The 24,080-nt window shown below is 43.7% G+C and carries 26 protein-coding genes; 8 read left to right on the top strand and 18 right to left on the bottom strand.

Going from position 1 to position 24,080, the window contains the following annotated elements; translation table 11 throughout:
* The first annotated feature begins 3 nt into the window (after positions 1–3).
* The 3 genes from EIZ58_RS06915 to EIZ58_RS06905 are packed head-to-tail and all read left to right on the top strand — an operon-like array spanning position 4 to position 2,852.
* Positions 4–1,317, top strand: coding sequence for a YheC/YheD family endospore coat-associated protein (locus tag EIZ58_RS06915; RefSeq protein ID WP_134699878.1), 1,314 nt, complete (start codon positions 4–6; stop codon positions 1,315–1,317).
* Positions 1,307–1,768 carry a GNAT family N-acetyltransferase gene (locus EIZ58_RS06910; protein ID WP_134699877.1) on the top strand — a complete coding sequence of 154 codons (462 nt, stop codon included), beginning with the start codon at positions 1,307–1,309 and terminating at the stop codon, positions 1,766–1,768. Before EIZ58_RS06915 ends, EIZ58_RS06910 begins: the two co-directional genes overlap by 11 nt.
* Position 1,769: 1 nt before the next feature.
* Positions 1,770–2,852, top strand: a complete 1,083-nt coding sequence (locus tag EIZ58_RS06905) for a YheC/YheD family endospore coat-associated protein (protein WP_134699876.1) — start codon at positions 1,770–1,772, stop codon at positions 2,850–2,852.
* Here the strand turns inward: EIZ58_RS06905 and EIZ58_RS06900 are convergent.
* Both EIZ58_RS06900 and EIZ58_RS06895 read right to left on the bottom strand, forming a co-directional pair.
* Positions 2,849–3,430 carry a hypothetical protein gene (locus EIZ58_RS06900; protein ID WP_134699875.1) on the bottom strand — a complete coding sequence of 194 codons (582 nt, stop codon included), beginning with the start codon at positions 3,428–3,430 and terminating at the stop codon, positions 2,849–2,851. The genes EIZ58_RS06905 and EIZ58_RS06900 overlap by 4 nt on opposite strands.
* Positions 3,431–3,515: 85 nt before the next feature.
* Positions 3,516–4,949 (bottom strand): SpoVR family protein, encoded by a 1,434-nt coding sequence (locus EIZ58_RS06895; protein WP_134699874.1) that lies wholly within the window; start codon positions 4,947–4,949, stop codon positions 3,516–3,518.
* A gap of 164 nt (positions 4,950–5,113) precedes the next feature.
* Between EIZ58_RS06895 and EIZ58_RS06890 the strand changes: the two genes are divergently transcribed.
* Positions 5,114–5,539, top strand: coding sequence for a hemerythrin domain-containing protein (locus EIZ58_RS06890; RefSeq protein ID WP_134699873.1), 426 nt, complete (start codon positions 5,114–5,116; stop codon positions 5,537–5,539).
* Positions 5,540–5,584: 45 nt separating this feature from the next.
* Here EIZ58_RS06890 and yhbH read toward each other — a convergent pair whose 3' ends face one another.
* The 7 genes from yhbH to rnhA form a co-directional block, all read right to left on the bottom strand.
* Positions 5,585–6,745: a sporulation protein YhbH gene (gene yhbH / locus EIZ58_RS06885; RefSeq protein ID WP_134699872.1), complete on the bottom strand. Its 1,161-nt coding sequence runs from the start codon at positions 6,743–6,745 to the stop codon at positions 5,585–5,587.
* A gap of 29 nt (positions 6,746–6,774) precedes the next feature.
* Positions 6,775–8,673 (bottom strand): PrkA family serine protein kinase, encoded by a 1,899-nt coding sequence (locus EIZ58_RS06880; RefSeq protein ID WP_134699871.1) that lies wholly within the window; start codon positions 8,671–8,673, stop codon positions 6,775–6,777.
* A gap of 407 nt (positions 8,674–9,080) precedes the next feature.
* Positions 9,081–9,545 (bottom strand): tRNA (uridine(34)/cytosine(34)/5-carboxymethylaminomethyluridine(34)-2'-O)-methyltransferase TrmL, encoded by a 465-nt coding sequence (gene trmL, locus EIZ58_RS06875; RefSeq protein ID WP_134699870.1) that lies wholly within the window; start codon positions 9,543–9,545, stop codon positions 9,081–9,083.
* A 70-nt stretch (positions 9,546–9,615) separates the two neighbouring features.
* A complete protein-coding gene (locus tag EIZ58_RS06870; RefSeq protein WP_134699869.1) occupies positions 9,616–10,575 on the bottom strand; it encodes an amidase domain-containing protein in 960 nt (319 codons plus the stop codon).
* A 70-nt stretch (positions 10,576–10,645) separates the two neighbouring features.
* Positions 10,646–11,194 carry a methylated-DNA--[protein]-cysteine S-methyltransferase gene (locus tag EIZ58_RS06865; RefSeq protein WP_134699868.1) on the bottom strand — a complete coding sequence of 183 codons (549 nt, stop codon included), beginning with the start codon at positions 11,192–11,194 and terminating at the stop codon, positions 10,646–10,648.
* A 61-nt stretch (positions 11,195–11,255) separates the two neighbouring features.
* Entirely contained in the window at positions 11,256–12,404 is a 1,149-nt protein-coding gene (queG, locus tag EIZ58_RS06860; protein WP_134700932.1) for a tRNA epoxyqueuosine(34) reductase QueG, read from the bottom strand.
* A 12-nt stretch (positions 12,405–12,416) separates the two neighbouring features.
* Positions 12,417–12,848, bottom strand: a complete 432-nt coding sequence (gene rnhA / locus EIZ58_RS06855; protein ID WP_134699867.1) for a ribonuclease HI — start codon at positions 12,846–12,848, stop codon at positions 12,417–12,419.
* A 122-nt stretch (positions 12,849–12,970) separates the two neighbouring features.
* Here rnhA and EIZ58_RS06850 point away from each other — a divergent pair, with 122 nt between their 5' ends.
* The gene (locus EIZ58_RS06850) at positions 12,971–13,645 is read left to right on the top strand and encodes a B3/B4 domain-containing protein (protein WP_240688982.1); all 675 of its coding nucleotides are present in this window, start codon (positions 12,971–12,973) and stop codon (positions 13,643–13,645) included.
* A 32-nt stretch (positions 13,646–13,677) separates the two neighbouring features.
* Here the strand turns inward: EIZ58_RS06850 and EIZ58_RS06845 are convergent, their stop codons facing one another.
* Both EIZ58_RS06845 and EIZ58_RS06840 read right to left on the bottom strand, forming a co-directional pair.
* The gene (locus EIZ58_RS06845) at positions 13,678–14,607 is read right to left on the bottom strand and encodes an FTR1 family iron permease (protein WP_134699866.1); all 930 of its coding nucleotides are present in this window, start codon (positions 14,605–14,607) and stop codon (positions 13,678–13,680) included.
* A 218-nt stretch (positions 14,608–14,825) separates the two neighbouring features.
* The gene (locus EIZ58_RS06840) at positions 14,826–15,380 is read right to left on the bottom strand and encodes a hypothetical protein (protein WP_134699865.1); all 555 of its coding nucleotides are present in this window, start codon (positions 15,378–15,380) and stop codon (positions 14,826–14,828) included.
* A gap of 190 nt (positions 15,381–15,570) precedes the next feature.
* Between EIZ58_RS06840 and udk the strand changes: the two genes are divergently transcribed.
* From udk to EIZ58_RS06825, 3 genes are all read left to right on the top strand, one after another.
* Positions 15,571–16,206: a uridine kinase gene (gene udk, locus EIZ58_RS06835; RefSeq protein ID WP_134699864.1), complete on the top strand. Its 636-nt coding sequence runs from the start codon at positions 15,571–15,573 to the stop codon at positions 16,204–16,206.
* A gap of 45 nt (positions 16,207–16,251) precedes the next feature.
* A complete protein-coding gene (locus EIZ58_RS06830) occupies positions 16,252–16,605 on the top strand; it encodes a DUF2614 family zinc ribbon-containing protein (protein WP_134699863.1) in 354 nt (117 codons plus the stop codon).
* A 133-nt stretch (positions 16,606–16,738) separates the two neighbouring features.
* Positions 16,739–18,016, top strand: a complete 1,278-nt coding sequence (locus EIZ58_RS06825; protein WP_134699862.1) for an ATP-binding protein — start codon at positions 16,739–16,741, stop codon at positions 18,014–18,016.
* A gap of 43 nt (positions 18,017–18,059) precedes the next feature.
* Here EIZ58_RS06825 and EIZ58_RS06820 read toward each other — a convergent pair whose 3' ends face one another.
* The 7 genes from EIZ58_RS06820 to EIZ58_RS06790 form a co-directional block, all read right to left on the bottom strand.
* Positions 18,060–19,820 carry a glycosyl hydrolase family 18 protein gene (locus EIZ58_RS06820; protein ID WP_134699861.1) on the bottom strand — a complete coding sequence of 587 codons (1,761 nt, stop codon included), beginning with the start codon at positions 19,818–19,820 and terminating at the stop codon, positions 18,060–18,062.
* Positions 19,821–19,902: 82 nt separating this feature from the next.
* Positions 19,903–20,322: a Fur family transcriptional regulator gene (locus EIZ58_RS06815; protein ID WP_134699860.1), complete on the bottom strand. Its 420-nt coding sequence runs from the start codon at positions 20,320–20,322 to the stop codon at positions 19,903–19,905.
* A 70-nt stretch (positions 20,323–20,392) separates the two neighbouring features.
* On the bottom strand, positions 20,393–20,947 hold the full coding sequence (locus EIZ58_RS06810; RefSeq protein ID WP_134699859.1) for a cob(I)yrinic acid a,c-diamide adenosyltransferase: 555 nt from the start codon (positions 20,945–20,947) through the stop codon (positions 20,393–20,395).
* A gap of 169 nt (positions 20,948–21,116) precedes the next feature.
* Entirely contained in the window at positions 21,117–21,413 is a 297-nt protein-coding gene (locus tag EIZ58_RS06805; protein ID WP_134699858.1) for a hypothetical protein, read from the bottom strand.
* 74 nt (positions 21,414–21,487) lie between these two features.
* Positions 21,488–22,273 (bottom strand): ABC transporter permease, encoded by a 786-nt coding sequence (locus EIZ58_RS06800; RefSeq protein ID WP_134699857.1) that lies wholly within the window; start codon positions 22,271–22,273, stop codon positions 21,488–21,490.
* Positions 22,274–22,275: 2 nt separating this feature from the next.
* Positions 22,276–23,070 (bottom strand): ABC transporter permease, encoded by a 795-nt coding sequence (locus tag EIZ58_RS06795; RefSeq protein WP_134699856.1) that lies wholly within the window; start codon positions 23,068–23,070, stop codon positions 22,276–22,278.
* Complete coding sequence (locus tag EIZ58_RS06790) at positions 23,063–24,070, bottom strand: ABC transporter ATP-binding protein (protein WP_134699855.1); 1,008 nt, start codon at positions 24,068–24,070, stop codon at positions 23,063–23,065. Before EIZ58_RS06790 ends, EIZ58_RS06795 begins: the two co-directional genes overlap by 8 nt.
* Positions 24,071–24,080 lie beyond the last annotated feature (10 nt).

The raw sequence follows: 24,080 nt of genomic DNA, 5'->3' as shown, positions 1-24,080 counted from the left end.
CTTATGTCTATAACCAGATCTGCTATTCTTTCTATACGACCTGCAACACAGCAATGGACGCTCCATAGTAAAGGTTCAGAACAACTTAGCAGCAAGGAACAATCGATTCAGCTTGGAGCAGAAGAAACTACCCGTTCGGTATCAGTCAGCTCATCTGCGCCGCTTCCGGGTACCTTCTCCACCCGGGTCCTGGTAAAAAAAAATCTAGGCTCCTTAACCGTGGGGCCACTTATCGGAATACTAACAGTCAGACGCGGATCAGGCTTTAAAGGGAATCAAAGTAATTATATTGATATCATCAACACAGGCCGTAAGCTTGGTGCCCTCGTTTATGTCATGGCTGTGGAGGATATCGATTGGACGAAAAAAACCACGAGCGCCTTTCTGCCTAATGGGAAGTCTGGATGGACGCGCGTACCGGACTTCCCTCTGCCTAATGTGGTTTATAATCGAATTCCATACCGTGAGGATGAAATGAAAACTCAAGTTCAGAAGACACTACAAAAGTTGCAAGCCATCCCTGGACTGAGGCTGTATAACCGTCATTTTTTCAACAAGTGGAGCCTTTACGAATCGTTAGGCCAGCATGAACGAGTAGCGAGCTACATTCCCGAGTCTAAAAAACTCCTGACCGCCAAAGACCTTACGGATATGGTTACGAAGCATGCGCTTATCTACCTCAAACCGATCTCGGGAAAAGCGGGCCAAGGAATCATGCGATTGGAAAACAAAGCTGGGCAGCATATCCTGAAGGAACGTGAAGGTTCTAGGCTACTCACAAAGAGCTTTAGCAACACGACCTCCTTATGGAATGAGCTGAAAAGCATCGTTCCCATCGGTTATGTGGTTCAGGAGGGCATTACTCTCCTTACCTATAAAGGACGCCCCTTTGATATTCGCGTGCTTGTGCAGAAGGATGGCTCTGGGACGTGGAAGCCCACAGGGGTAGGTATTCGTGTAGCCGGCAAGAACGGCATCACGACCCACGTTCCTAGAGGAGGGTCCATCGCCGCACCCGAGGTGGTGTTAGGCAAGCTAATGAGTTCAACTGCCTACAGCACCTTCATGAAACGACTGCAAACAACCGTATTGGAATTAGCTCACGCCCTTGAAGACAACTTCCCGTCACTAGGAGAGTTTTCCATGGATCTAGGCCTGACCAGAGATGGAAAACTGTGGTTCTTTGAAGCCAACGCCAAGCCCATGAAATTTGACGAACCGCATATCCGTCAAACCTCCCTCGAAAGAATTATCCAATACGGACAATACCTTTCCCAATTTCCAGCCGCAAAGGGGGGCCTATTGAATGGAAGTTAAGCAAATTACAGCAGAGACCCTAACGAAGCTCCGCCAAAGAATGATAGATTTTATCAGAGCTGGACACGGGGATCGAAGAATAACCAAACAAGGCTTCCAATGGATGAAAGAAGTGTCCCCACAAGACCTCCAGGAGCCAGGTACCGTCCTGCTGATAGCTATTGAGGATAAAAAGATTGTAGGGCTTCTGGCCACAGCCGATTATGGCAGGAAAGAGGCTTTTGTTCTGGTTCATAAGCTCTACCGTGAAAACGGGATTGGTGTAGCTTTAATTCAAGAATTAATGAAACGAATTGACAAAGTATACGGGAAGGTTGCATTGGATAATATTCCCAGCTTAAAAATGTGCTTTGCAATGGGCATGGTGGGCTTTAAGGTCGTAACCGGTCCAACAGGCAAGCATACTCTATGTCTTGGATTAGGAAACTGGCGGAAAGATGATGTGAATTAAAATGGCAACGAACATGAGACTAGGCATTCTTACCTGGAGAAACGGTCGATACATCGAGGAAATCACCTTTTTTACGCACCTTGCCCAGGAAGCTGGAAAATTAAATACCGAGGTTCTCCTATTTGCTCCGCAGGATCAATTGCGCTCGGGACAGATCCGTGCTTTGGTCTATGAGAAAGGGAAGGGTTGGATCTCAAAGATATGCAATCGTCCTGACATTGTCTATGACCGATTTCGGAATATGAAACCTGAAGCATTCAGGAAATTTGTTCACTTTCGGAGTCGCACCCCGCTCCCCTTCTTAAACTCTCGTCTCGCTCATAAATGGAATCTACATCGCTTCCTTAACACTCAACCTCAAATAGCGAAGTGGTTGCCGGAAACGGCTCCTATGGATAGTCCGAAAGCAGCACTCCGCATGCTTAGCAAATATCCCATGATCTATATTAAACCCGTAAACGGAACGGGCGGAAAAGGAATTTTATCGGTCACACGCAAGGTGGCTCAACATTTCCTCGCCGTAGGCAGAGATCATCGAAGAAACAAAATCAAAAAGTCATTTTCGTCCCTTGCCGCTTTGTCTTCCTTTATTGCGAGTTGGACGAAAAACTCAAACTATATCGTACAACAAGGATTAAACCTCCAATGGGAGCCTGGTCTCGTCACGGATTTTCGTTTACTTGTACAAAAAAATGGGAATGGAAGTTGGGAGGTTACCGGTCTGGGCGGCAAAATCGGAGGGAAAGACAGTGCAACTTCCAACCTGCATGGCGGGGGAAAGGCCGTCAAGCCAGAGCTGTTCTTAAAAAGGTACCTTTCTCCCTCCAAATGTCAGGAAGTATTTGAGGAGTGTCATCAATTAGGCCTTCAAGCAGCTCAGATCTTAGAAGGAAAATTTGGCCGACTTACAGAGCTCGGCATTGACTTAGGGATTGACAAGGAAGGAAAGGTTTGGATTATCGAGATTAACAACAAGCCTGGCAGAGATATTTTCCACAAGATGGGGGATGTTGAAACCTATCGCAAGGCCGTCCGCCGTCCCGTAGAGTATGCCCGTTATCTGTTTGACAACCATCAGCTTTAGAGCTGCTCGAGGTAATCCAGAACCTGGGGAAGATGATCGATGAGATTCCAGCCTTTTTTACTTAATGCGTCCTGGTGGACTTGGTTGAATGTTTCCACTTCATAGCGGATTTGACGGGCAGAGTCTTGAAGCAGCACCCTTCCCTTTTGATCCAGGCGTTCCTCAACCGCAGAACAAATAAAGGAACGACAGGTTCCATTTTTAAAGCGAGGATCTAACCCACATCCTTTTCCTTTCACAAAAAATTGGCAAATGGAAAAAGAAAGTTTGAACTCCTCCTCCGCGTCTCGCCAGTCGCATTCTTTGGTATAGAGCTCAAATTCCGGATGAACATGTGCGTGAACCACCACACTGTACTCCTTCACTGTTCTGTTCGGATTACGATATATATTGTTTATAAAAAATTCTCGATGACCTGAGCTAACCATTTTCCAAAGCTCATATAACGAAAATACCGGACTATAGCTGCAGCACCCTACATGTTCAAAATGAGGACGATAAGGAGCAAAATAGTCTTCAGGGCAGTTTCGGCATAGCGGCGTCATGAGTTGCTGGTTTTCGGCATCCCAAAGTATCATGTTTAACATCCTCTTTCAAACGCATATCGTAATTTTAGTATCAACGAAAAAAGGAGCCGGGTCAACTGGCTCCTTCTTCCTGCTCTTACAAAAATCTGCGGTGAGTTTTCTTCCCATCATGACTAAATAAAACTTGCCGGTCCTCTACCTTTGATTCCAAGTGGACCGTTTTCCCCCATAGAGCGTACACGTAGGGCAAGGTCTTTTCTACATATTTGATATCGAGCTCCATTCCCTCGAAGTGATGGCGGAGATAAAGCTCCCCATTCTTTAAGTAATCTCCATTTTCCACGGTCAAATAAGGAAATCCTCCATTCACCCGCGAGCTTACCAGCTGGTCGCGAACAATCTCCCATGTTTTATCGGTTATGGTCCAATCATTTCCTTGTTTAGCGAATACATACATATCCAGTTCTTCGACTAATTCTTTCGTCAAGTAGTTTCGAAGGAAAGAGATATCTGAATCTAGCTCTCTTACTTCGAACATTTTCTTTCGACCTTCTCCTTTTTTACGTCCAAATTTCTTTTGTTCTTCCTCCGTTGGGTTATCCCACTTTTGTTCAATGTACTCAAACATCTTTAGTCCCAGGTAGTAGGGATTGATGCTCGTCGTCGAAGGCTGCACCACCCCTGCATTAAGTTTTGCGAACTCTACCGTTTCAGACTCTGTGAGCTCCATTTCACGAATAATTCGTTGATGCCAGTACGATGCCCAGCCCTCATTCATGATCTTGGTTTCGAGCTGCGGCCAAAAATAAAGCATTTCATTTCGCATGATCGTCAGGATGTCGCGCTGCCACTCTTTTAGATAGTGTCCATACTCTTCAATGAAGAGCAGAATATCCTTCTCTGGCTCTGGCGGAAACCTTTCTTGCACAGGCTCTGCTTCCTCTGCTGCTTTCCTCTTCGCCTTTTCTTCAGCGTCCAATCCCCATAAATCATCGTATGGATTGCGGTAAGTGGATGTAGAACCTGGCTGTTCTTTTCCTACATGCCGGCTCCATCTTAATTTGGAAGTATACAAGCTCGGGTCAATATGTTCCTGAATAGCTAATACGGCATCGATAAAATGTTCCACTTCTTCTTTTCCATGCAGAATCTCATACTGACGGATTCGTTCTGCACTCGCGGACATGCTTTCTACCATGTCTCGGTTCGTGTTAGAAAAGCGGATGTTATTCTTAAAGAAGTCACAATGCCCAAGAACGTGAGCCACAATGAGCTTATTCTGGATAAGAGTATTTCCGTCAAGAAGAAACGCATAGCAAGGATTCGAATTGATAACAAGCTCATAAATCTTGCTCAAGCCCAGGTCATACTGAAGCTTCATCCTGTGAAAGGACTTACCAAAGCTCCAGTGAGAGAAACGAGTAGGCATTCCATAGGCACCGAAAGTGTATATGATATCCGCTGGACAAATCTCATAACGCATGGGGAAGAAGTCTAATCCAAAACCTTTGGCAATTTCCGTAATTTCATCGATAGCTCGTTCAAGTTGCTTTTTCTCCTCTGGCGTCATATTTTCCACCTCACCTTATTAGACAAATCGCTAGAAGTCCTCTTTCCTTACTATATGAGGATGAAAATACTCTTTATGACAAGGCAGGATAAGTTCTGTGAGTTTATTCACAGCTAAATGCGCTTCGCGATTCTACAATAGACTTGAGGGGAGGGAAAATAAGAATGGAACACAACATAAAAGATCGATTATCACTTTTGGTCCAGCAACATAAAGAGCTTCGCGCCATCTCCAAGAAGATAGATAACACAAAAGAAACGGCTTCGCCTATCAAAATAAGGGAGCTTCTCTTCACCTTGTTAAACCTTGCGAAAGATCATATGAAGCAGGAAGAAGAAATATTGGTTCCCCTACTAGAAGGCATGTACCATCCTAATGAACAAGAGATTGCCGGGTTCATCTTAAAAGAACACCAGCAACTTCAAAGTGAACTGGCTTCACTCCTCGCTTCTGTGCAAACCCCGGAGTGGGACAACGATACGGTTGAGAGTCTCATTAGTCATCAGTTAGAGCATATGTTTAAAGAAGAGTATTTTCTGTTCCCGTTGATCCAACATTTCTATAGCGGCCTTCGTAGTAAGGCTCAATGAAAAAAAAGTACAAAGAACCCTTAAGGGACTTTGTACTTTTCTTCTTTAGAAGGTTGTTGCTGTCTGTTCTTGCTTCTTGAAAAAAGAGGTAAGAGCTTTGTACACCTCTCCTTTTTCCCGAATGACGCAGAATTTAAACTTCGGGTCATTAATATGTTTGTAGGCAGACATCAGCGTAGAATGGCGATTATACTGATTCACTTCCCCATAGCCAAACATATTGGAGCGCTTCATGAGTTCACCCACGAGCTTCACGCAGCGTTCATTATCGGATGTTAGATTATCACCGTCTGAGAAGTGAAACGGATAGATATTATACTGAGACGGTGGATAGCGCGTATCGATAATCTCCAACGCTTTCCGATAAGCAGACGAGCAAATGGTACCGCCGCTTTCTCCCTTCGAGAAGAAGGCTTCTTCCGTTACTTCCTTAGCCTCCGTATGATGGGCAATAAATACAATCTCAACCTTCTCATACTTGGTTCGCAGAAAACGTGTCATCCAGAAGAAAAAGCTTCGGGCAATATATTTCTCGAAGATTCCCATGGAACCGCTCGTATCCATCATCGCGATTACTAGGGCATTAGAACGGGGCTTTTTTACCTCATCCCATGTCTTAAAACGAAGATCATCATTGGTAATTCCTTGGAGCTTCGCTTTTCCCGTGATCGCCGTTCGTTTGATCGCTTCGAGAATCGTTCGCTTCTTATCAATATTACCCATCAAGCCTTTTTTCCGAATGTCGTTAAACTCAATATCCGTTACCGTAATATTTTGTTGGTCCTTTTGCTTCAGGTTCGGTAATTCCATCTCCGCAAACAGCATTTCCTCTAGTTCTTCCACAGATATTTCCGCTTCGTAGTAGTCTTGACCTGGTTGGTCACCGGCTCCTTGGCCTTTACCAGCGCCTTGGGCGGGTTCTCCATCGCGGGCGACAACGTCGCCCACTTTGGAGTTTCCCTTCCCTTGGCCAACCTGCTTATTTTTATTGTAATTATAACGGAAACGGTATTCATCCAGGGAACGAATCGGAATTTTCACAACATCCTTGCCATCTGACATGATGATGCTCTCCTCGCTCACCAAGTCGGGCAGATTCTGCTTAATGGCTTCCTTTACCTTCTCCTGATGTCTTACCTGATCCTGATAGCCTTTGCGGTGCAGGGACCAATCTTCTTGGGACACAATATACAAAGGCTCTTTCATTCGATTCCTCCTAAGGCGAATCAGTTTTCCTAGCGATTAAGTAAGCTTCCTACATACCTTAGCAATTCATTAGCGCAATGTGGGCAATAGCCATGTTCATCAATCAAGCGTTTCGTAACCTCATTGACTTTCTTTAATTGATTCTCATCCGGTGTCTTTGAAGAGGTCGTAATTTTCACGACATCCTTTAAGTCCGCGAACAGCTTTTTCTCGATCGCTTCCCGTAAGCGCTCATGATTATTGTATTCGAACCTCTTGCCCTTGCGTGCATAATGTGAGATGCGAATAAGAATTTCTTCGCGGAATGCTTTCTTGGCATTTTCGGAGATTCCAATCTGCTCCTCAATGGATCTCATCAGCTTTTCATCTGCTTCCATTTCTTCGCCAGTCACTGGATCACGCATCTTCGTGCGGTTGCAATAGGACTCCACATTGTCGAGATAGTTATCAAGCAGCGTTTTTGCCGACTCCTCATAGGAATAGACGAATGCTTTTTGCACTTCTTTCTTAGCCAACTCGTCATATTCCTTACGAGCGACTGAGATAAAGTTAAGGTAACGATCCCGTTCTTCTTTGGTGATGGAGGCATGCTGATCCAATCCTTCTTTTAATGCGCGCAAGATATCAAGGGCATTAATACATTCCGTATCCCTTCTGATGAGGGCACTCGAAATCCGGTTAATGACATATCTTGGGTCAATACCAGACATCCCTTCATCGAGATGCTCGTTTCTTAATTCCTCAATATCCCCTTCTTTATAGCCCTCAACATTTTCTCCATCGTAAAGCTTCATTTTCTTAAGCAGATCGGTTCCCGCTTTTTTCGAGTCCTTCAATCGAGTCAGGATGGAGAAGACGGCCGCTGTTCGAAGGGCATGCGGTGCAATATGCACATGACCCAGGTCACTTTGGCTAATCAGCTTAGCGTAAATCTTATCTTCATCCGATACGCGCAAGTTGTAAGGGATCCTCATGACGATGATACGGGACTGAAGCGCCTCATTCTTCTTGTTGCTGATGAAATTCTTGTATTCTGTTTCATTCGTATGGGCTACGATTAATTCATCCGCTGAAATTAACGCGAATCGTCCTGCCTTGAAATTTCCTTCCTGAGTGAGAGAAAGTAGATTCCATAGGAACTTTTCATCGCACTTCAGCATTTCCTGGAATTCCATCAACCCGCGGTTGGCCTTATTAAGCTCTCCATCGAAACGATAGGCGCGAGGATCAGATTCCGAGCCATATTCCGCAATAGTAGAGAAATCAATGCTTCCTGTTAAATCTGCAATGTCTTGTGACTTGGGATCCGAAGGACTGAATGTCCCAATTCCGACGCGGTCTTTTTCAGATAAGACGATTCGCTCAATCATCACATCTTCAATCCGGCCGCCATATTCGGTTTCAATCATCATCCGTGTATAAGGGTTGAGCTCCCCTTCAATTTTGACCCCAAACTCCTCCTCCAATTCAGGACGAAGATCATGTGGAACAAGAAGCAGTGGTTCTTGGTGCATCGGGCAGCCTTTGATGGCGTATACCGCTCCTCGATCGGTTTTCGAATAGCGCTCCAAGCCTTTTTTCAGCATACTGACAATGGTCGATTTTCCTCCACTGACAGGTCCCATGAGCATGAGCACCCTTTTTCTTACATCCAGGCGCATCGCAGCAGAATGGAAATACTCCTCTACCAGCTTTTCAACGGAACGATCAAGCCCAAAGATCTCTTTTGTAAAGAACTTATATTCTTTTCTTCCACTTTCATCCTCTTCAATTCCAGCATCCTTAATCATGTTATACACTCTAGAGTGCGCGGTTTGGGCTATCACAGGATTCTTTCTGACTAACTCCAAATACTCACCAAAAGTACCCTCCCAGGCCAATTTTCTTTCATTTTGTCGATACTCACTCAATCGTCTAATAATATCCATGGGAGCCTCCTCTCCTTTTATCAAAAGATCAACCAATGTGGGGGAATGATGGCTTATAAGGACTAGGTTTTTAAGTTTTAACTAATTTATATTCGCTTGTTTCCTGTGACATGCTTAAAACATCTGAATTCACATTCTTGCCATTCCCTTTCCCCAGTAATTTAGCTATAATAAAGAGTGGATTTTTATTATGACGTGGTACATAATTACCTCATCACCTTCTTAGGGCATAATAGCGAATGAAAGGGGGCGTCGCGACATGGGTACATTTTTACCTATCTTCGTACTAGGCTGTTTCATTTTCTTTATACTTACAGCCGGTCACGATGAAGACAAGACTTGGAACCTATAATCCAATGTATAAAAAAAACACCTTCCTTATGACACTTTGGAAGGTGTTTTTTGTTTTATTTAAAATTAGGAAAGTCGACTTGACGAAAGGCCTCGTAAGCGACAATAGCTACTGTATTCGACAAGTTCAGCGATCGAACGCCTTCCTTCATTGGAATGCGAATGACTTGATTAGGTTGTGCCTCGGTAATCGAGCTTGGGATTCCTGTCGTTTCTTTCCCGAACATAAAGAAGTCCCCATCCTGGTACTGCTTGTCCGTATAAAAGGCCTTACCTGTTGTTTCAATGAAAAACATTCTTTCCGGAGCCATCTTGCTCACGAAGTCTTCGTATGAATCATAGTGAAATATAGGGACTTCATGCCAGTAATCCAATCCGGCACGCTTCAACTGCTTATCATCAACAGAGAATCCCAGCGGGTGAATCAAGTGAAGATGGGCCCCTGTGACCGAGCAGGTCCTTACAATATTCCCTGTATTAGCAGGGATTTCTGGCTGATAAAGGACGATGTGGAAAGGCAAACGTCTCACCTCTTTTTAAACTGATATATAAGTATAAATGAAAAGAACCGGGATTGGCAAACCCCGGTCGCTAGTCTTTCATGTGAATAAATTTATATTGCGTCTTGTTCGTCCAGGCATAGGAATCCTGGTAATCCCAATAGCGATGACGGCTATTGGTCGTATGAGCATTAACGAGCGGCATGCCGTTAGGATCTTTAGCTACTACTATTGTGTTATGCTGATAATTCCCATTTCCATCCCAGTCATAGCAAATCACGTCGCCTATCATGAGCTCATCTGCAGTACTCTTGCTTTCTGCCTTGGGAGACAGATTGGTATTACCTCCTAGGAGGTAATTCATTAAGCTATGGGCGACAGACCAGCTAAAGCTCCAATTAGACTTTCCGTTCACCCACCAGCCCTTGTTTCTCTGCCCTGTATGTTCCAGTGGGATGCCTCCTTCATGGAGACATTGGGATACATAGTTGGTACAGTCAACCTCAAACTTAGGGTATCCAGGATTATATCGGTTCCACCAGAGCTCGGCATATCGCTTGACCTTCACTCGGTTGTATGCTCTGCTTTGGTCCTGCTGGGCCGTCACGCCAATGTGTGGTTCCTCGATATCTCCCTCGGATCCTGGTTGGCGGTCAGTCTGAAACTGGTCCTTGCCCACAATGGTATCTGAAGCGATATACCAGTCCCCGCTTTGCTCACGCATGGTAATTTGGTGGTAAAATTCATCCTCTTGTTCCATATAGTGATGATCGATATGATAAAGCTTCCACACATAATTGTGTAAAAAAAGGTCAATCTGTCTTCTATCTTCAGAAAGGATCTTAATATTCTTAATGATGGTTTTACATTTGATCGGCTTGGCATTTCGATAGCGTGAATGATCTCTAGAACGCTGAATTCTTTCCATTTCCTTTTTTCCGTCCGTGCTTCCTCTATGGTAGGCCTCTAAATCTCGGATATCGCCCTCTACCTCAAGTTGATTTAAGACGGAAAAATACCCTTTTAGTGTATTCATCCAGCTCTTAGCCATCTAAGTTGCGCTCCTTACTTTACTTATTCTATAAGACAGCATATGTAAGAAGCAGCAATGTTTTCCTGTTTTATTGAACTTTTCGCGCGGAAGGGCTAACTAGCGAAGATTCAAGCTGAAGCAGATATTCCTTAATCGAAAGTCCTCCGCCATAACCAACAAGTGCTCCGTTCGAGCCAATGACTCGGTGACAAGGGATAACGATTGACAATGGATTGCGATTATTTGCCCCTCCAACGGCCCTTACCGCCTTAGGAGCCTTAAGCCCTAATGCAATATCCTTATACGTACGAAGTTCCCCATAGGGAATCAAGCGAAGCTGCTCCCAAACCATCTTCTGAAAGGGAGTCCCGTATATATCAAGCGATAGGGTGAATTCCGTTCTTTCCCCTTGAAAATACTCCGTGAATTGCGCGGTGGCATCCTCTAAATGGGACGTCATCCCCTCTACAACATGATCACATAGCAGCCATGTTCTTCCCCAACGCTTCAGCGACATGATCGATGCTTCACTTGAATCAAATGAGATCCAGCAAACCCCCTTATGAGTTGCAGCAATCATAATTTCCCCAAAGGGGCTGTTCATTGCGATATAATGGATTGAATGTTGCCGAGACATCTCATCCCTCCCGTGTTCACTGAAAATCCTCTTCCATTTTACTTCGATTTCCCTTTTCTGGCTAATCGGATTTTTCCTTGTCAGAAAGCATACAGAGCGCTTTTTCGATCTCTTCTTGCACTTCTTGATCTTTCTCGATGCTTTTTGCCGAATGAAGGGCGTTTTCGGCTTCTGTTGTTCCGATTTTCCCTAATGCCCATGCTGCCGTTCCCCGTATTACCGGTCTTTCATCCTTTCGAAGCAAATCAATCAAATCCGGAACGGCGGAACGGTCTTTAAAATGGGCTAGAGCAAGGATCGCATTTCGTTGGATCGGCTTTTTTCCCCGCCAGGCAGCAGAGGTCATTCCAAACTTTTTCTGAAATTCTTTTTTTCCGATCGTGAGTAAGGGCTTCAGCAGCGGTTTTGCCAATTCATGTTCCGGCTGGCAGTCTGCCTGGTGTGTAAAATTGATTTTTTTATTTTTAGGGCAAACTTGCTGGCAGGTGTCACAGCCATAAATTCGATTCCCTATCTTTTCCCGGTATTCGTCTGGTATATAGTCCTTAACTTGCGTCAAGAAAGCCACACATTTTTGCGAGTTGAGTTGCCATGGCTGTTCAAACGCTCCCGTTGGACAATGATCAAGACATAAAGTACAATCTCCACAGCCCTCTTCAATCGGAACATCAGGAGGAAAAGGCAAATCGGTGATGAGCTCTCCTAGGTAAACCCAAGAACCGAATTCAGGAGTAATTAAATTCGTATTCTTCCCCACCCAGCCTAAGCCAGCTCTTTCCGCTACCGCCCGATCTGAGAGCACTCCTGTATCCACCATGGATTCACAGCGAACTCCAGGAACCTGCTCTTCAAGGTAAAGCTCTAGCAGTTTCAGCTTTTCTCTGAGAACATGATGATAGTCCTTTCCCCATGCCGCCCTTGAGACCATGCCCCGGTATTCACCCGGCTTAGACTTCGGAGGGTCTTGCATTTTCGCAGGATAGGCAATCGCGATCGCAATAATCGATTTTGCTTCTTGAATTGTAAGCTCGGGATGTGCCCGTTTTTCAATGTCTTTTTCCTCAAACCCCGACTCATAACCCAATTCGCGATGTTGATAGAGCCGCTCTTTCAGCTCAAGAAAAGGGTCAGCGGAGGCAAAGCCAATCTTATCTATGCCAATAGTATAAGCATAGTCAATAAGCTTTTGCTTGAGTTCGTTAATATCCATCATAGAGTTCACCTATCTTGGCACGGCTGCTACAGCCAATTCGTCGCAACGGTTGTTGAACTCATTATCGGCATGACCTTTTACTTTTATGTACTCGACCTGGTGGATCTTCATCAGCTCAAGCAGCTCTTTCCATTGATCTTGATTTTCTACAGGCTGCTTTTTGCTATTTTTCCATCCATTTTTCATCCAGCCTTTATACCACCCTTGCTGAAAGCAATTCACAAGATAAGCGCTGTCACTATGCAGCTTGACGTTGCACGGTTCTTTTAAAGCCTTTAGTGCTTCGATTGCAGCCTGCAGCTCCATCCGATTATTGGTGGTCACTTTTTCCCCGCCTGATATTTCCTTTTTATGGGTTCCAGACATAAGGATAGCTCCCCATCCACCCGGTCCGGGATTTCCTGAACAAGCTCCATCTGTATAGATCATAACATCCTTCATTTTTGTCCTCCCATTCCTTTCGCTCGCCAATCATTATATCAGATTCAGCCCTCTAACACCTACTTGCTTCCATAAAACGGCATCCAGTAAAATAAATCTAATGTACAAAGGGGGAAAACAAGTTGTCTATTCAAGTATCCATTGATCAAGACTTATTGCAACGCCTGCCTGGATTTCGTTTAGGCTTTATCGAATACGAGGGAATTGTGGTTTCAGAATTGCCAAAAGTGGCAAAAGGGAGAATGAACCTTTTTACGGCCTCCCTTCGTTTAGATTACGCAGAAGCAGGTTTAGCTGCCATTGAAGGTATCAAAGCTTCAAGACAAGCCTTTAAACAGCTTGGGATTGACCCTTCTAAGTATCGCCCCTCCTCTGAGGCCTTGATAAGGAGAGTTCTTCAAGAAAAAACGGTATTCGGGGTTAATGGAGCGGTTGATGTTAACAATTTTCTATCCATGAAGTTCGTTCTACCTTATGGAATATACAATGCTGACAAAGTGGAAGGAGGAGTAATCGTCTGCAGATTAGGAAAAGAAGGAGAAGCCTATGACGGTTTAAACGGACGAGAAACCTCGATGACCGGAAAACTGATCCTAGCTGATCAGCAATCCCCATTTGGAAGCCCTATTGTCGACTCGGTTCGAACATCGATCGATGAAACCACTCAGCATATAATTCAAGTTATCTTCATTCATCCGGATTTTCCACAGGAGAAGGAAGAGGAGTTACTTGAAACGTCTGCGTCTCTTTTTGTGCAGATCAATGGAGGCAAAGTCATAAATAAGGGAGTTAGATAAAGTAAAGGGTGCCCCATTAGCGGGACACCCTTCTATTTGGCCTCTGACAACGCCACTGGTTCTTTATGTGTTTCATTATCATCTTGGCTATGTCCAGTTAGTGCCGCACGATGTCGGTAACGAAGCCACATAAATAAAATCATATAATAGCCAATATAGGTGGCACACTCTTCAAAGGAAGGGTGATGCGAATAGCCAAACATCGCCATTAAGAAAATTCCCACTTGACCGCTGATTAAAGGCTCAATTCCTTCTCTTCGAAGATGCTCTTCATCAATCGGGTGCTCAGGCAAGATATGAGCAATATTATACATATCTTCCTTCACTGTTCCAAACCATCCATAATCCTGCATGGCGCCAACCGCTTGCGTAGCCAGTCCTGCCGCCATCATGATAATAAGAAATCCGGTGACTTGGAAAAACTTCTTCAATGGAAACTTCACCGTTGTTTTAAAGATAATCCAACCGACTATACAAGCTAATACAAGTCCAGATAACGCTCCCCAACTCTGAATCGCTTGAGAAATATCTCCACCAGTAATAGCGGCAAAGAAGAAGACGGTCTCTACTCCTTCTCTTAGAACAACAAGGTAAGCATGCATCACCATCCCGAACACGCTTCCTGTGGTAATCAGCTGTTGCATTTTTTCGCGTGTTTTATTGGACATCTCACTCGCATTTTCTGCCATCCACAAGACCATCTGGGTTAATAAGATACTCGATATAAGCATGATACTGATTCGCATATAGTGCTGATAGCTCATAGCCGCGAATCCTGTAAGGATGACTTGGAAGATAAAAGCTACTATAAAACTAGAAACCACTGCCCCTGCCACACCAAGCCATACCCACTTATTGTATTTTTCTTGGTCCATCTTCTTTAAGTATGTAGTAATAACACCCACAATCAAAAGCGCTTCCAGCACTTCACGGAAGGTAATTAAAAAAGCCTGAAAGTCCATGCTTCTCCCCCTTTGTTATACAAACGCCCACTTTAACATTGATAATCATTTTCATATTAATGCAAACTATTATCATTGTCAATTGGTTTTTGCTAAACTATCCATAAAACAAAAAAACGCGGCCCTTCGTTATCTATAACGAAAAACCACGTTGCTGTTACATTGATTATAGATCAGTCATTGCCTTTTTGTCAAACAAAATTCGACAAAATTCTCCGTTATACGCTATAGGCAACTTCCTCGACACCTTCTCTAAGTAGAATATGTTCTTTAATCAAGGACCGTTTTTGCATCTTTCTGAGCAGAAGTTCTACATCGATGGATAGTTCCGCAATGGCTGGATATTCTATAATCTCCTGCATTCTCCACGGATGTTCTCGAGAACTGAGGATATCAAGCATAAACTGAACACAGTTCTCCATCTGGGATAAGACGGAAAAATCTAAAGCTAGCAGCAAGAGCTCAATCCTCTTATCCAAAGGCTCCTGTGAGGTAACCAACTCCTCATATAACTTATATACAGAAGGATCAATTTCTCTTAGTTGCTCCCAAACCGTCATCCCCTGTCTCTCTCCCACTTCCATGATGACGAGCTTAGCCCAGTGCTGAAGTGACTGATGAATACTGTTATAAGAATCGAGAAGATGTCCTTCTTTTAAATACTCTTTCGCTTCCATATAGGCACTGACTAACCTAGAATATTCAACATAAATTTGCTTGCGATGATCAGATACCTTCTTGTCCATTTTCTGTTGAAAGTGACTTAGGCTCATGGAAACACCCCCTTGCCTATTCAATATCCCGCGGATATTTGGTTAAGATAAGGAATTCTTCATTCAGGGGATTTTTCCTCCTTGTGAGTTGAAAAAAGTAAGGTATACTAGTGTCTATTGAATGGTTCATAAGCCTAACTCTCATACTAATAATCATCAGCATTGCTCTAACTAAGGAGGCACCAACGACATGCTCATCATCGGTATTGCCGGGGGCTCTGGTTCAGGAAAAACAACCATTGCCCACTCGATCCAACAGAAGCTGGGGAAGGACGTAGTCGAAATTATCTCTCAAGATTCTTACTATCAGGACAATACGGAACTGTCCATGGAGGAACGAGAAAAAATAAATTATGATCATCCAGACTCATTTGAAAACGAGCTTCTGATTCATCATCTGAGTCAGCTTAAAAAAGGACATGCTGTTCATGTTCCAATATATGATTTTTCGCAGCATACCCGTTCTGTAAACACGATTTATACTGCGCCGAAGCCTGTTGTTATACTAGAAGGCATTCTTATTCTTGCGGATGCGGATCTTCGATCAATCATGGATGCCAAAATCTTTGTGGATACCGATCCTGACGTACGCATACTCAGAAGAGCAATCCGCGACTCCTCCGAGCGCGGAAGAACCCTTGAGTCTATTGACCAGCAGTACCTTTCTACGGTTAAACCAATGCATGAAGCGTTTGTAGAGCCTTCCAAAAAGTATGCGAACATCATTATCCCTGAAGGTGGTAAGAATCTCATGGCGATAAATCTACTTACTTCTTGGATAGAACACTATCTTTCGGAGGAATCCGTATTGAGTGTATCCAGGTAGAAAATATGCTATACTACCTATAGATAGAAGCGGAGGTTATGTATAATGCTATTTACAGGTAAGCTAAATAAAATGAGAAACTACGCCATGCTTACATGCTTTGCAGGCATTGGCGTTATGTATATCGGTTACGCAGGATTTGCTGGTTTTCTTGGATCGCTATTCCAGTCCTATATCTTCATGTCGATCTTCTTGGCTTTAGGTTTAATCTTCATCCTAGGCAGTACAGTTTTCTATATGTACATCGGGATGTTGTCTTCTAAAGCGCTGCAGGTTGAATGCCCCAAGTGCAAAAGGATTACAAAGCTAATCGGTCAAACAGACGACTGCATGTACTGTAGACAAACTCTCTCCATCGACCCTAAACACGCACCAAAACCAAACGGGACAACCGTATAAACCACAAAGACTAGCCAGAAAAGAACAGGCTAGTCTTTTTTCCCTTTTTCTACATATTTATATTTATTTTGACCTTTTTCATTGATACTATATTAATAACGGTTTATTATCTTCGTAATAATAGGAGGGGCACATGGTCCGACCAAACAAACTACTCCTCAGAAAATTCAAGTATCTACCCATAATCTATTTCGGATGTGGCACGGCATGGATCCTGCTCACCCTCCAGTTCGCTCCCTTGTCTTTCGTCTACCTCTCTTTCCTATGTTTCATTGCACTGACTTCCTGGCTATTGTATTTAGGTGTTGTACGTTATATTGAGCTGTTACACCAAGCTGAACAGGATCTAGCAGATACCCTCCGCGAACAGCAAGGCTTCATATTTAAATACATCAAGCAAAACGGACAATATGTCCATACCCTATGCGATGGCCAGCTTCTGGCCAAGGTTGGATTAACCCCCACGTTAGTTATAGGAAAAACCATAGAAGAGATTTTTTTAGGGTTGGATGATGACCGTCGAGTATATTTAAATCATTTCTATGCAAGAGCATGGGAAGGACAACAGGTTACGTTTGAGATGACCTCTCTTAACGGAGTCACTTTATACGCTAGCCTAAGACCCTTAACTAAGGATGGCAAGGTGGTTGCTGTTATTGGTTCCTGTACAGACATTACGGAAAAAATCGCCTCACAGGACCTTCTGGTTAAGTCAGAGAAGTTAAGTATCGTAGGACAATTAGCCGCGGGAATCGCTCATGAAATTAGGAATCCGCTTACAAGCATTAAAGGCTTTCTCCAATTTATTAAACCTCAAGAAGAACATCAACACTTTCACGAAATCATGCTTTCTGAAATTGACCGCGTGGAAGAGATCATTACAGAATTCTTATTTTTAGCTAAGCCACAAAAAAGAACAGTCCAAACCCAAGATATTAATCTTATCCTGCAGAATGTAGTTAAGCTCTTTGAGCCCCAAGCCCTTTATAGCGGGGTTCAAATTTCTGTGGAATTTCCTTCCACCCCTAAGTTCTTGGAGTGTGAGGCCAACCATCTAAAGCAAGTATTCATTAACATATTGAAAAACTCGATTGAATCTATGAGCAAGGGCGGTACCATCCGAATCAAGATGACTGAAGAGAGCAATATGCTGTATATTCGCTTTACAGATGAAGGCTGCGGTATTCCTCTTGAGCGCATAAGCAGGCTTGGCGAGCCATTCTATACAACCAAACAAAAAGGCTCTGGATTAGGGCTCATGGTCAGCTACAAAATCATCGAGCAGCATAAAGGTCAGATAATCATTGATAGTAAGCTAAATGAAGGAACCTCTGTTGTAATCTCCTTACCACTGCTAGCTCATGAGAATGAAAATGATCTTGAAAAAAGTCTAGTGCATCAAGCGCAGTAACTAGAACAGGTGCCTCTTATGTGGGGGCACCTGTTCGTTAATATCAGTTTCTCTTCCCAAGTGTATCATCAATCACTTTCCAAATCCCCGGCTTTTCAAAGCCTCTTCGCCATGAAGCAATCCCTGCTAAGTCATACTTTTTCACGAGCTCAGCCCGTTTTTTCATAGACAGCTCATCCTCAAGCCAAATTTTGTACGTAGCCCCATCAGTAGGATCCAAATACTGAACGAACCTCTGTCCGGAGGCTTCATCATAGACTGGCGTCAAACTCCGCTCTTTTATCCATTTATCCACCGTATCCATCGTCAGCGCCTTCGAAGTCACTTTCACTTGACCAGTTCCGGGATCCTTTTCCTCTTTCCACAATCTTGTGTAATAGGGAACACCTAACAGAAGTTTAGATGCTGGTACCTCCTCTAGCACTCCTTGAAGTCCTTTCTCAACCCAGGGCAAGGAAGCCACGGAGCCTGCAACCGGACTTGAACCCCAATGCTCGTCGTAGGTCATAACCATGACATAATCAACGACTTGGGCCAACCTTGTGCGATCATAGAACAACGACCACCGCTCACTTTGGGACTTAATCGTGACATCAAGCGAGACGACCAGGTTCTGCTCATGGAGATACGGCGTCAGTTCACGTACGAATTGTACGAAGTTATCCTTGTCCTTGAGATAGACGTTTTCAAAGTCGATATTGATTCCATCAAGCTTATACATCGAGGCATATTGAATCAGCTGCCTGATCATATGGCTTCTTGTCTCATACGTAGCTAATGCTTCTGTCGTCATATCCGGATCAAAGTTATTGCTGAATAATCCCCAGACTTGGTATCCTTGTTGGTGGGCCCATTCCACATAGGGAAGACTAGCTTTAGAATCAATGTCGCCTGTAGCATTTATCATATGAAACCAGGTTGGGGACACCACATTTAACCCTGGCATTGGGGGAATCTTGGAATGATCCGGGTTTCGGTTCACTACATGCTCCCACGTGACATTTAGCTTTCTACCCAAAGGACTCCAAGCTGCCCGTTTGGTGTCCTCCATCTCCCAATCCAGTCGGATAATCTGATCAAGCTCCACGTCTTGCTTGGAAATAAATCCAACATACCCCTGCTCCGTCCGAAGCTGATACCACCCTTGATTTTCTCCATAAATCTCCACTTGGGCCGCTTGTCCGAGCTCTAGGATCCATGGTGATTTCTTCGAGGGCTCAAGCCTTACGCGATATGCGACATCTGCTTTTTCAGGCTGAACAACCGTTTTTCCCGTCTGAATCATATCCCCGCGCTTTTCTAGTATCCATATTCCTGTATCCTCAATCATCCGAATCTGGAAAGGGTAGATCTGTTCAAATGGCTTTGCGGGAATGAATTTCACTCCATTAACATCTTCTACAGGGAACCGTATAGAAAATGGTTTTTCATTCACAAAAGCCTCCACCTGACCTTCAACGAATTGCAGTACTTTATCTTTAGTCGTAATGACGATAGATTTAGAAGCATCATCCCAAATTATATCAGGGTCAACCTTTTCTTTCATATAATCAAAAGAGAAATAAAGTTCACCGTTGATTACCGCCACATCCTCTTCGGATAGCCATTCCGCTTGATGCAGCACAGGAGTTGTCCGTTGTTCAAGAGGATTGACCTGCTTATGATTCGACACCTGTTCTTGATACCAAAGAACCCCTGTTATCCCGATACCTAATAAGCAGATGGCTCCTAATAAGAACAAGACCCATCGATTAGGCCCTTTCCCCAAACGCCTCCTAGGATGGTACGTTGTCTCGATATCCATTTTGTTTCTCCTCTACCATTTTTCTATCCCTAAAAAAGATAAAACCTGTGATCAGCATAGCCACAGGTTCGATATCTATTGACTAACAGGCTCCACAGGTTCCATAAAACTCCAAACGATGGGTTGCGATCGTAAAGCCTGTAGATAGTTGTGCTTCTTTTTCAAGATCCGCTAGGGGTTCATAATCAAAATCCACAATTTTTCCACATGACGTACAAATACAGTGATAATGGTCTTCCGTATTTCCATCAAAACGGCTCGAACTATCCCCATAGGTTAGTTCTCGAACCAGTCCCGCATCCTTAAATACCTTTAGATTATTATAAACCGTTGCCACACTCATACTTGGAAACTGAGGCTCAAGCTCTTTGTAGATTTCATCGGCAGTAGGATGACTTAATGTATCCATCAAAAAGGATAGAATTGCATACCGCTGTGGTGTCATCCGGATCCCTATATCTTTTAGTTTTTGAACTGCTGATTCTAGTCGATCTGTAGACATCACTGTACACCCCTCTAATCAATACCTTAACCTTAAGTGTACTGACTAAATCAGAGAATTGTCAATCCTTTTACTGCTTCTGATGCAAAGTGGGTTCACTTTTACCTGTAGTTTGATTAACAAATCGTGCAGCCACAAACAGAAAATCAGACAATCGGTTTAGATATTTAATAACAGTCGGATTGACCTCTTCGTTTTCTTGGATAGCAATTGCATTTCGCTCGGCTCTTCTAGCTATAGTTCTCGCTGCATGAAGCGTCGCACCTGCTGGACTTCCTCCTGGAAGTACAAAGTTGGTTAGCGGTGGCAACTGCGCGTCCATTTGATCAATCTGCCGCTCCAAATAGGTGACATCCTCTTCTTGGATCGGCCAGCCCACCTTTTTCCCTGGCGGTGTAGCCAGCTCTGCCCCCACGTGAAAAAGCTTCGTTTGTACGACATGAAGCGTTTGAAGGAGTTCCGTCCACTCTTCATTCGTTGGCAAGAAGGATACGGCTACCCCAATCATGGAATTAGCCTCATCACAAGTTCCATAGGCTTCCACCCTTGCAGAATGCTTGGAAACTCTTTGGCCATAGACTAAGCTGGTTTCGCCTTTATCCCCTGACTTCGTATAAATCTTCAACGATTATTCCTCTCCTTTACTTGAGCTTATCCAAGTTAATCTTTTTTGCGACTGCTTCTATTACTTAGTTTATACAATGCGTAAACCGAAGAAAAGGAACTTACTAGAATCAAGATGGACCAAAAGGCAAAATCCCACTTAGACACGCCTATTCCCTCCTACCCACCGGTCAGTTCGCTTTAGGAGGATCCTCTTCCTTGCCCGGTTCGTCAGAATCCTTCTTCTTTTTCTTCCGATATTCATCAAGAAGCTTCTGTAGAATCTCATCGGAAACCTCGATAAAGTACTCCAGCTCCTTCATCGTTACCAGGCAATTGTTTTGTCCGTCAATGGTTGTAAAACGAAAGAGAATCCTGCCTCCATGGAGAATATCCGCTACTTCCCAGACAAATTTCGTCCCTGTTTTAAAGCGTTTGCCGCGACCATATGTGGGTTCAAAGGGCCGAAAATTCTCAACAACCCACATGTTACACCCTCCCTTTATACATGGTATGCAGGGAGATGTGCAAATTTTCTTTTACTTTACAAAATCCACGTTTGCTAAGAGCCTGCTCCCCGGTAATTTTTTACCCCTTGATTCCAGACAAACAGACCAACAAGAAAAAACAAAACACCCATTACCGGCGTTAACCAGACATATAGTTGAAGTTCATCTCTGCCTAAAAAGTAAGCCGCAGGATAAACTCCTACAAAAGCAAACGGAAGAATCCACGTTAACACGAAGCGAATAACATTATTATAGATATCCACCGGATAACGTCCGTAGTTTTGGATATTAAAGATCATTGGGGCTATTCCCGTCTTGGAATCTGAATAAAAACCTATGGCAGCAATACCCGTATAGACGCCTCCATAGAGCAGTACGCCAGATAAAACCAAGACAACGAAAATCAACGGGTCGTACCAGGCATAGCTCAAGTCCATCTGAAAAGAAGCATAGCCCATGATGATCATTCCCGTTACAGCGCCTGCCAAGGACTCGGGATTTAAATTCTCCAGCATGACCTGGAATAAATTATGGGCTGGCCGTGTTAAGACTCTGTCCATTTCTCCCTTAATAATGTATCGTTCTTGAAAATCCCATAGATTAAAGAAGGTGGTAAAGAGCGCATACGGAACGAGGAAAAACCCATAAATAAAGATGATTTCTTCTCGGCTCCAGCCATTAATTAAACTGGTATGCTGAAAAACAACCAGGATAAACACCAGGTTAACCGCTTGGAAAATAAAGTCCGACACCATTTCATTCAGCAAATCTAGACGATAAGCCATCTTGGTTTTGAGATATTGCTTAAGATAGTCCCAAAATAAACTGAAGTAGAACATGTTTATCCCCCTTGTACCACGAGGGTTTTTTTAGCTTGTATCCATAAAAAATAAAGCGGAAGCAGCAATACTAAAGACCAAATCAATTGAACCAGCAATGCCTGCTGTAACGCCTCTCCTTCAATAGCACCTGTAAAAATTAAACCCGGCAAATAACCAATGGCTTGAAACGGCAAGTATTCAAGTATCGCACGAGCCCAATCTGGGTAGAAGCTAATCGGTAGGATCAAGCCTGAAAACAAATCGACAATCACCTTCTTTGCCCTCATAATTCCGTCATTATTAAGGAAGAAAAAAGCTAACACACCCGTAATTAAATTGATTTCCGTGTTGATAATGAAGCTAAACATTAAGCTGACCCCGTAAACAGCCCACGAAGTCCAGTCACTGGGAAAAACAATAGGAAAAAAGAAAGAAACGATGACCATTCCCGGCACCGAGAAAAACAAAAGACGGAACATCCCCTCACCTAGGGCCTGCATCATTTTCACGGCTAGATAGTTATAGGGTCGAATCATCTCAATCGCTACTTTCCCATCCTTAATCTCCATCGCCATTTCGCGATCTATGTTGTTAAAATAAAACGCGCGAGCCATCCACGAGACGGCTACGTAGCTCGTCATTTGCAAGGGGGTAAGACCTCCAAGACTCGGTTGACCCGCATAAATCGCATTCCACAAAAAATAATAAGCCCCAATATTGATGCTGTAGACCAAGATTCCCGAATAGTAGTTGACCCGGTAGGCCAGCATCATTAAAAAGCGGATTCGAATCATCTCCACATACATACTAAGCATAGGAAATTCCTTCTTTATAGATCTTTTGGACAATCTCTTCGGTGCTGGTTTCCTCAATTCGAATGTCCTTTACATCAAGAAATGGGGCAAGCCGTGCAAGCAAGTCAGAAACGGTTATATCTGAGCTCTGGAAAACCGCTTTATACTTGATCGGATTTTCCTGTTTCCATTCAAGTTCCAAACCCAATGTCAACGCACTAAGCTCTTCTAGCTCCACTTTTTTCGTAAATTCAATAATTGCGCTTCTTCCCCCGCCCCAATTTTCTCTGAGATGTTGAAGGCCTCCATCATAAATGACTTTCCCCTCGTCAAGCATGATTACATTTGAGCATAAGGCCTCGATATCACTTAAGTCATGGGTGGTTAAGAGAACTGTTGTACCATAGGTACGATTTAAATCTCTTAAGAAGTCTCGGATCTTCAACTTAACTAAAACATCTAAGCCAATGGTTGGTTCATCAAGAAACAATAAGGGCGGATTATGAATCAGAGCGGCAGCCAGTTCGCACCGCATTCGTTGTCCTAAGCTTAATTTCCTTACAGGCCGGCTAAGCAATTCACCAATGTCTAACCGCTCAATAACCTCGCCCATATGGCGCTTATAGTCTTCATCTGAGACTCTATACACTTTTTTCAGCAATCGGAATGATTCTTGTACGGCAATATCCCACCACAGCTGGCTTCTCTGACCAAAAACCACGCCAATCGTCCTGACGAATTCCTCTCTCTGCTTATGGGGATCCATTCCATTCACTCGAATAAACCCCGAGGTGGGCTGTAGTATTCCCGTCAGCATCTTGATCGTGGTCGACTTCCCAGCTCCATTCTCACCGATATACCCGACCATATCCCCTGCTTGAACTTCAAAAGAAATACTATTTACGGCATTGACAGTATGATATTCTCTCTTAAACAAATCTCGAAAAGCCCCGGCCAATCCTTCCCGGCTTCGGTAGGATCGAAACTGTTTCGTTAATTCTCTGACTTCAATTCGCAGCATCGTTTGCCCT

Source organism: Ammoniphilus sp. YIM 78166, from assembly GCF_004522215.1.
Lineage (GTDB): Bacteria > Bacillota > Bacilli > Aneurinibacillales > RAOX-1 > YIM-78166.
The sequence above is the reverse complement of the archived record's forward strand: the minus strand, read 5'-3'. Positions and strand labels throughout refer to the sequence as shown.

Bases quoted from the DNA above. Each gene is read 5' to 3' on its own strand.
- EIZ58_RS06840 (WP_134699865.1), bottom strand. From the start codon at position 15,380: ATGAGCCTAAGTCACTTTCAACAGAAAATGGACAAGAAGGTATCTGAT.
- EIZ58_RS06795 (WP_134699856.1), bottom strand. From the start codon at position 23,070: ATGCTTAGTATGTATGTGGAGATGATTCGAATCCGCTTTTTAATGATG.
- EIZ58_RS06845 (WP_134699866.1), bottom strand. From the start codon at position 14,607: ATGGACTTTCAGGCTTTTTTAATTACCTTCCGTGAAGTGCTGGAAGCG.
- yhbH (WP_134699872.1), bottom strand. From the start codon at position 6,745: ATGAAAGAGCCTTTGTATATTGTGTCCCAAGAAGATTGGTCCCTGCAC.
- EIZ58_RS06800 (WP_134699857.1), bottom strand. From the start codon at position 22,273: ATGTTCTACTTCAGTTTATTTTGGGACTATCTTAAGCAATATCTCAAA.
- EIZ58_RS06890 (WP_134699873.1), top strand. From the start codon at position 5,114: ATGGAACACAACATAAAAGATCGATTATCACTTTTGGTCCAGCAACAT.
- EIZ58_RS06805 (WP_134699858.1), bottom strand. From the start codon at position 21,413: ATGTGGGTTGTTGAGAATTTTCGGCCCTTTGAACCCACATATGGTCGC.
- EIZ58_RS06910 (WP_134699877.1), top strand. From the start codon at position 1,307: ATGGAAGTTAAGCAAATTACAGCAGAGACCCTAACGAAGCTCCGCCAA.
- EIZ58_RS06820 (WP_134699861.1), bottom strand. From the start codon at position 19,820: ATGGATATCGAGACAACGTACCATCCTAGGAGGCGTTTGGGGAAAGGG.
- rnhA (WP_134699867.1), bottom strand. From the start codon at position 12,848: ATGAAGGATGTTATGATCTATACAGATGGAGCTTGTTCAGGAAATCCC.
- EIZ58_RS06905 (WP_134699876.1), top strand. From the start codon at position 1,770: ATGGCAACGAACATGAGACTAGGCATTCTTACCTGGAGAAACGGTCGA.
- EIZ58_RS06865 (WP_134699868.1), bottom strand. From the start codon at position 11,194: ATGTCTCGGCAACATTCAATCCATTATATCGCAATGAACAGCCCCTTT.
- EIZ58_RS06900 (WP_134699875.1), bottom strand. From the start codon at position 3,430: ATGATACTTTGGGATGCCGAAAACCAGCAACTCATGACGCCGCTATGC.
- EIZ58_RS06790 (WP_134699855.1), bottom strand. From the start codon at position 24,070: ATGCTGCGAATTGAAGTCAGAGAATTAACGAAACAGTTTCGATCCTAC.
- EIZ58_RS06815 (WP_134699860.1), bottom strand. From the start codon at position 20,322: ATGTCTACAGATCGACTAGAATCAGCAGTTCAAAAACTAAAAGATATA.
- udk (WP_134699864.1), top strand. From the start codon at position 15,571: ATGCTCATCATCGGTATTGCCGGGGGCTCTGGTTCAGGAAAAACAACC.
- EIZ58_RS06880 (WP_134699871.1), bottom strand. From the start codon at position 8,673: ATGGATATTATTAGACGATTGAGTGAGTATCGACAAAATGAAAGAAAA.
- EIZ58_RS06825 (WP_134699862.1), top strand. From the start codon at position 16,739: ATGGTCCGACCAAACAAACTACTCCTCAGAAAATTCAAGTATCTACCC.
- EIZ58_RS06830 (WP_134699863.1), top strand. From the start codon at position 16,252: ATGCTATTTACAGGTAAGCTAAATAAAATGAGAAACTACGCCATGCTT.
- EIZ58_RS06895 (WP_134699874.1), bottom strand. From the start codon at position 4,949: ATGACGCCAGAGGAGAAAAAGCAACTTGAACGAGCTATCGATGAAATT.
- EIZ58_RS06870 (WP_134699869.1), bottom strand. From the start codon at position 10,575: ATGGCTAAGAGCTGGATGAATACACTAAAAGGGTATTTTTCCGTCTTA.
- queG (WP_134700932.1), bottom strand. From the start codon at position 12,404: ATGGATATTAACGAACTCAAGCAAAAGCTTATTGACTATGCTTATACT.
- EIZ58_RS06915 (WP_134699878.1), top strand. From the start codon at position 4: ATGTCTATAACCAGATCTGCTATTCTTTCTATACGACCTGCAACACAG.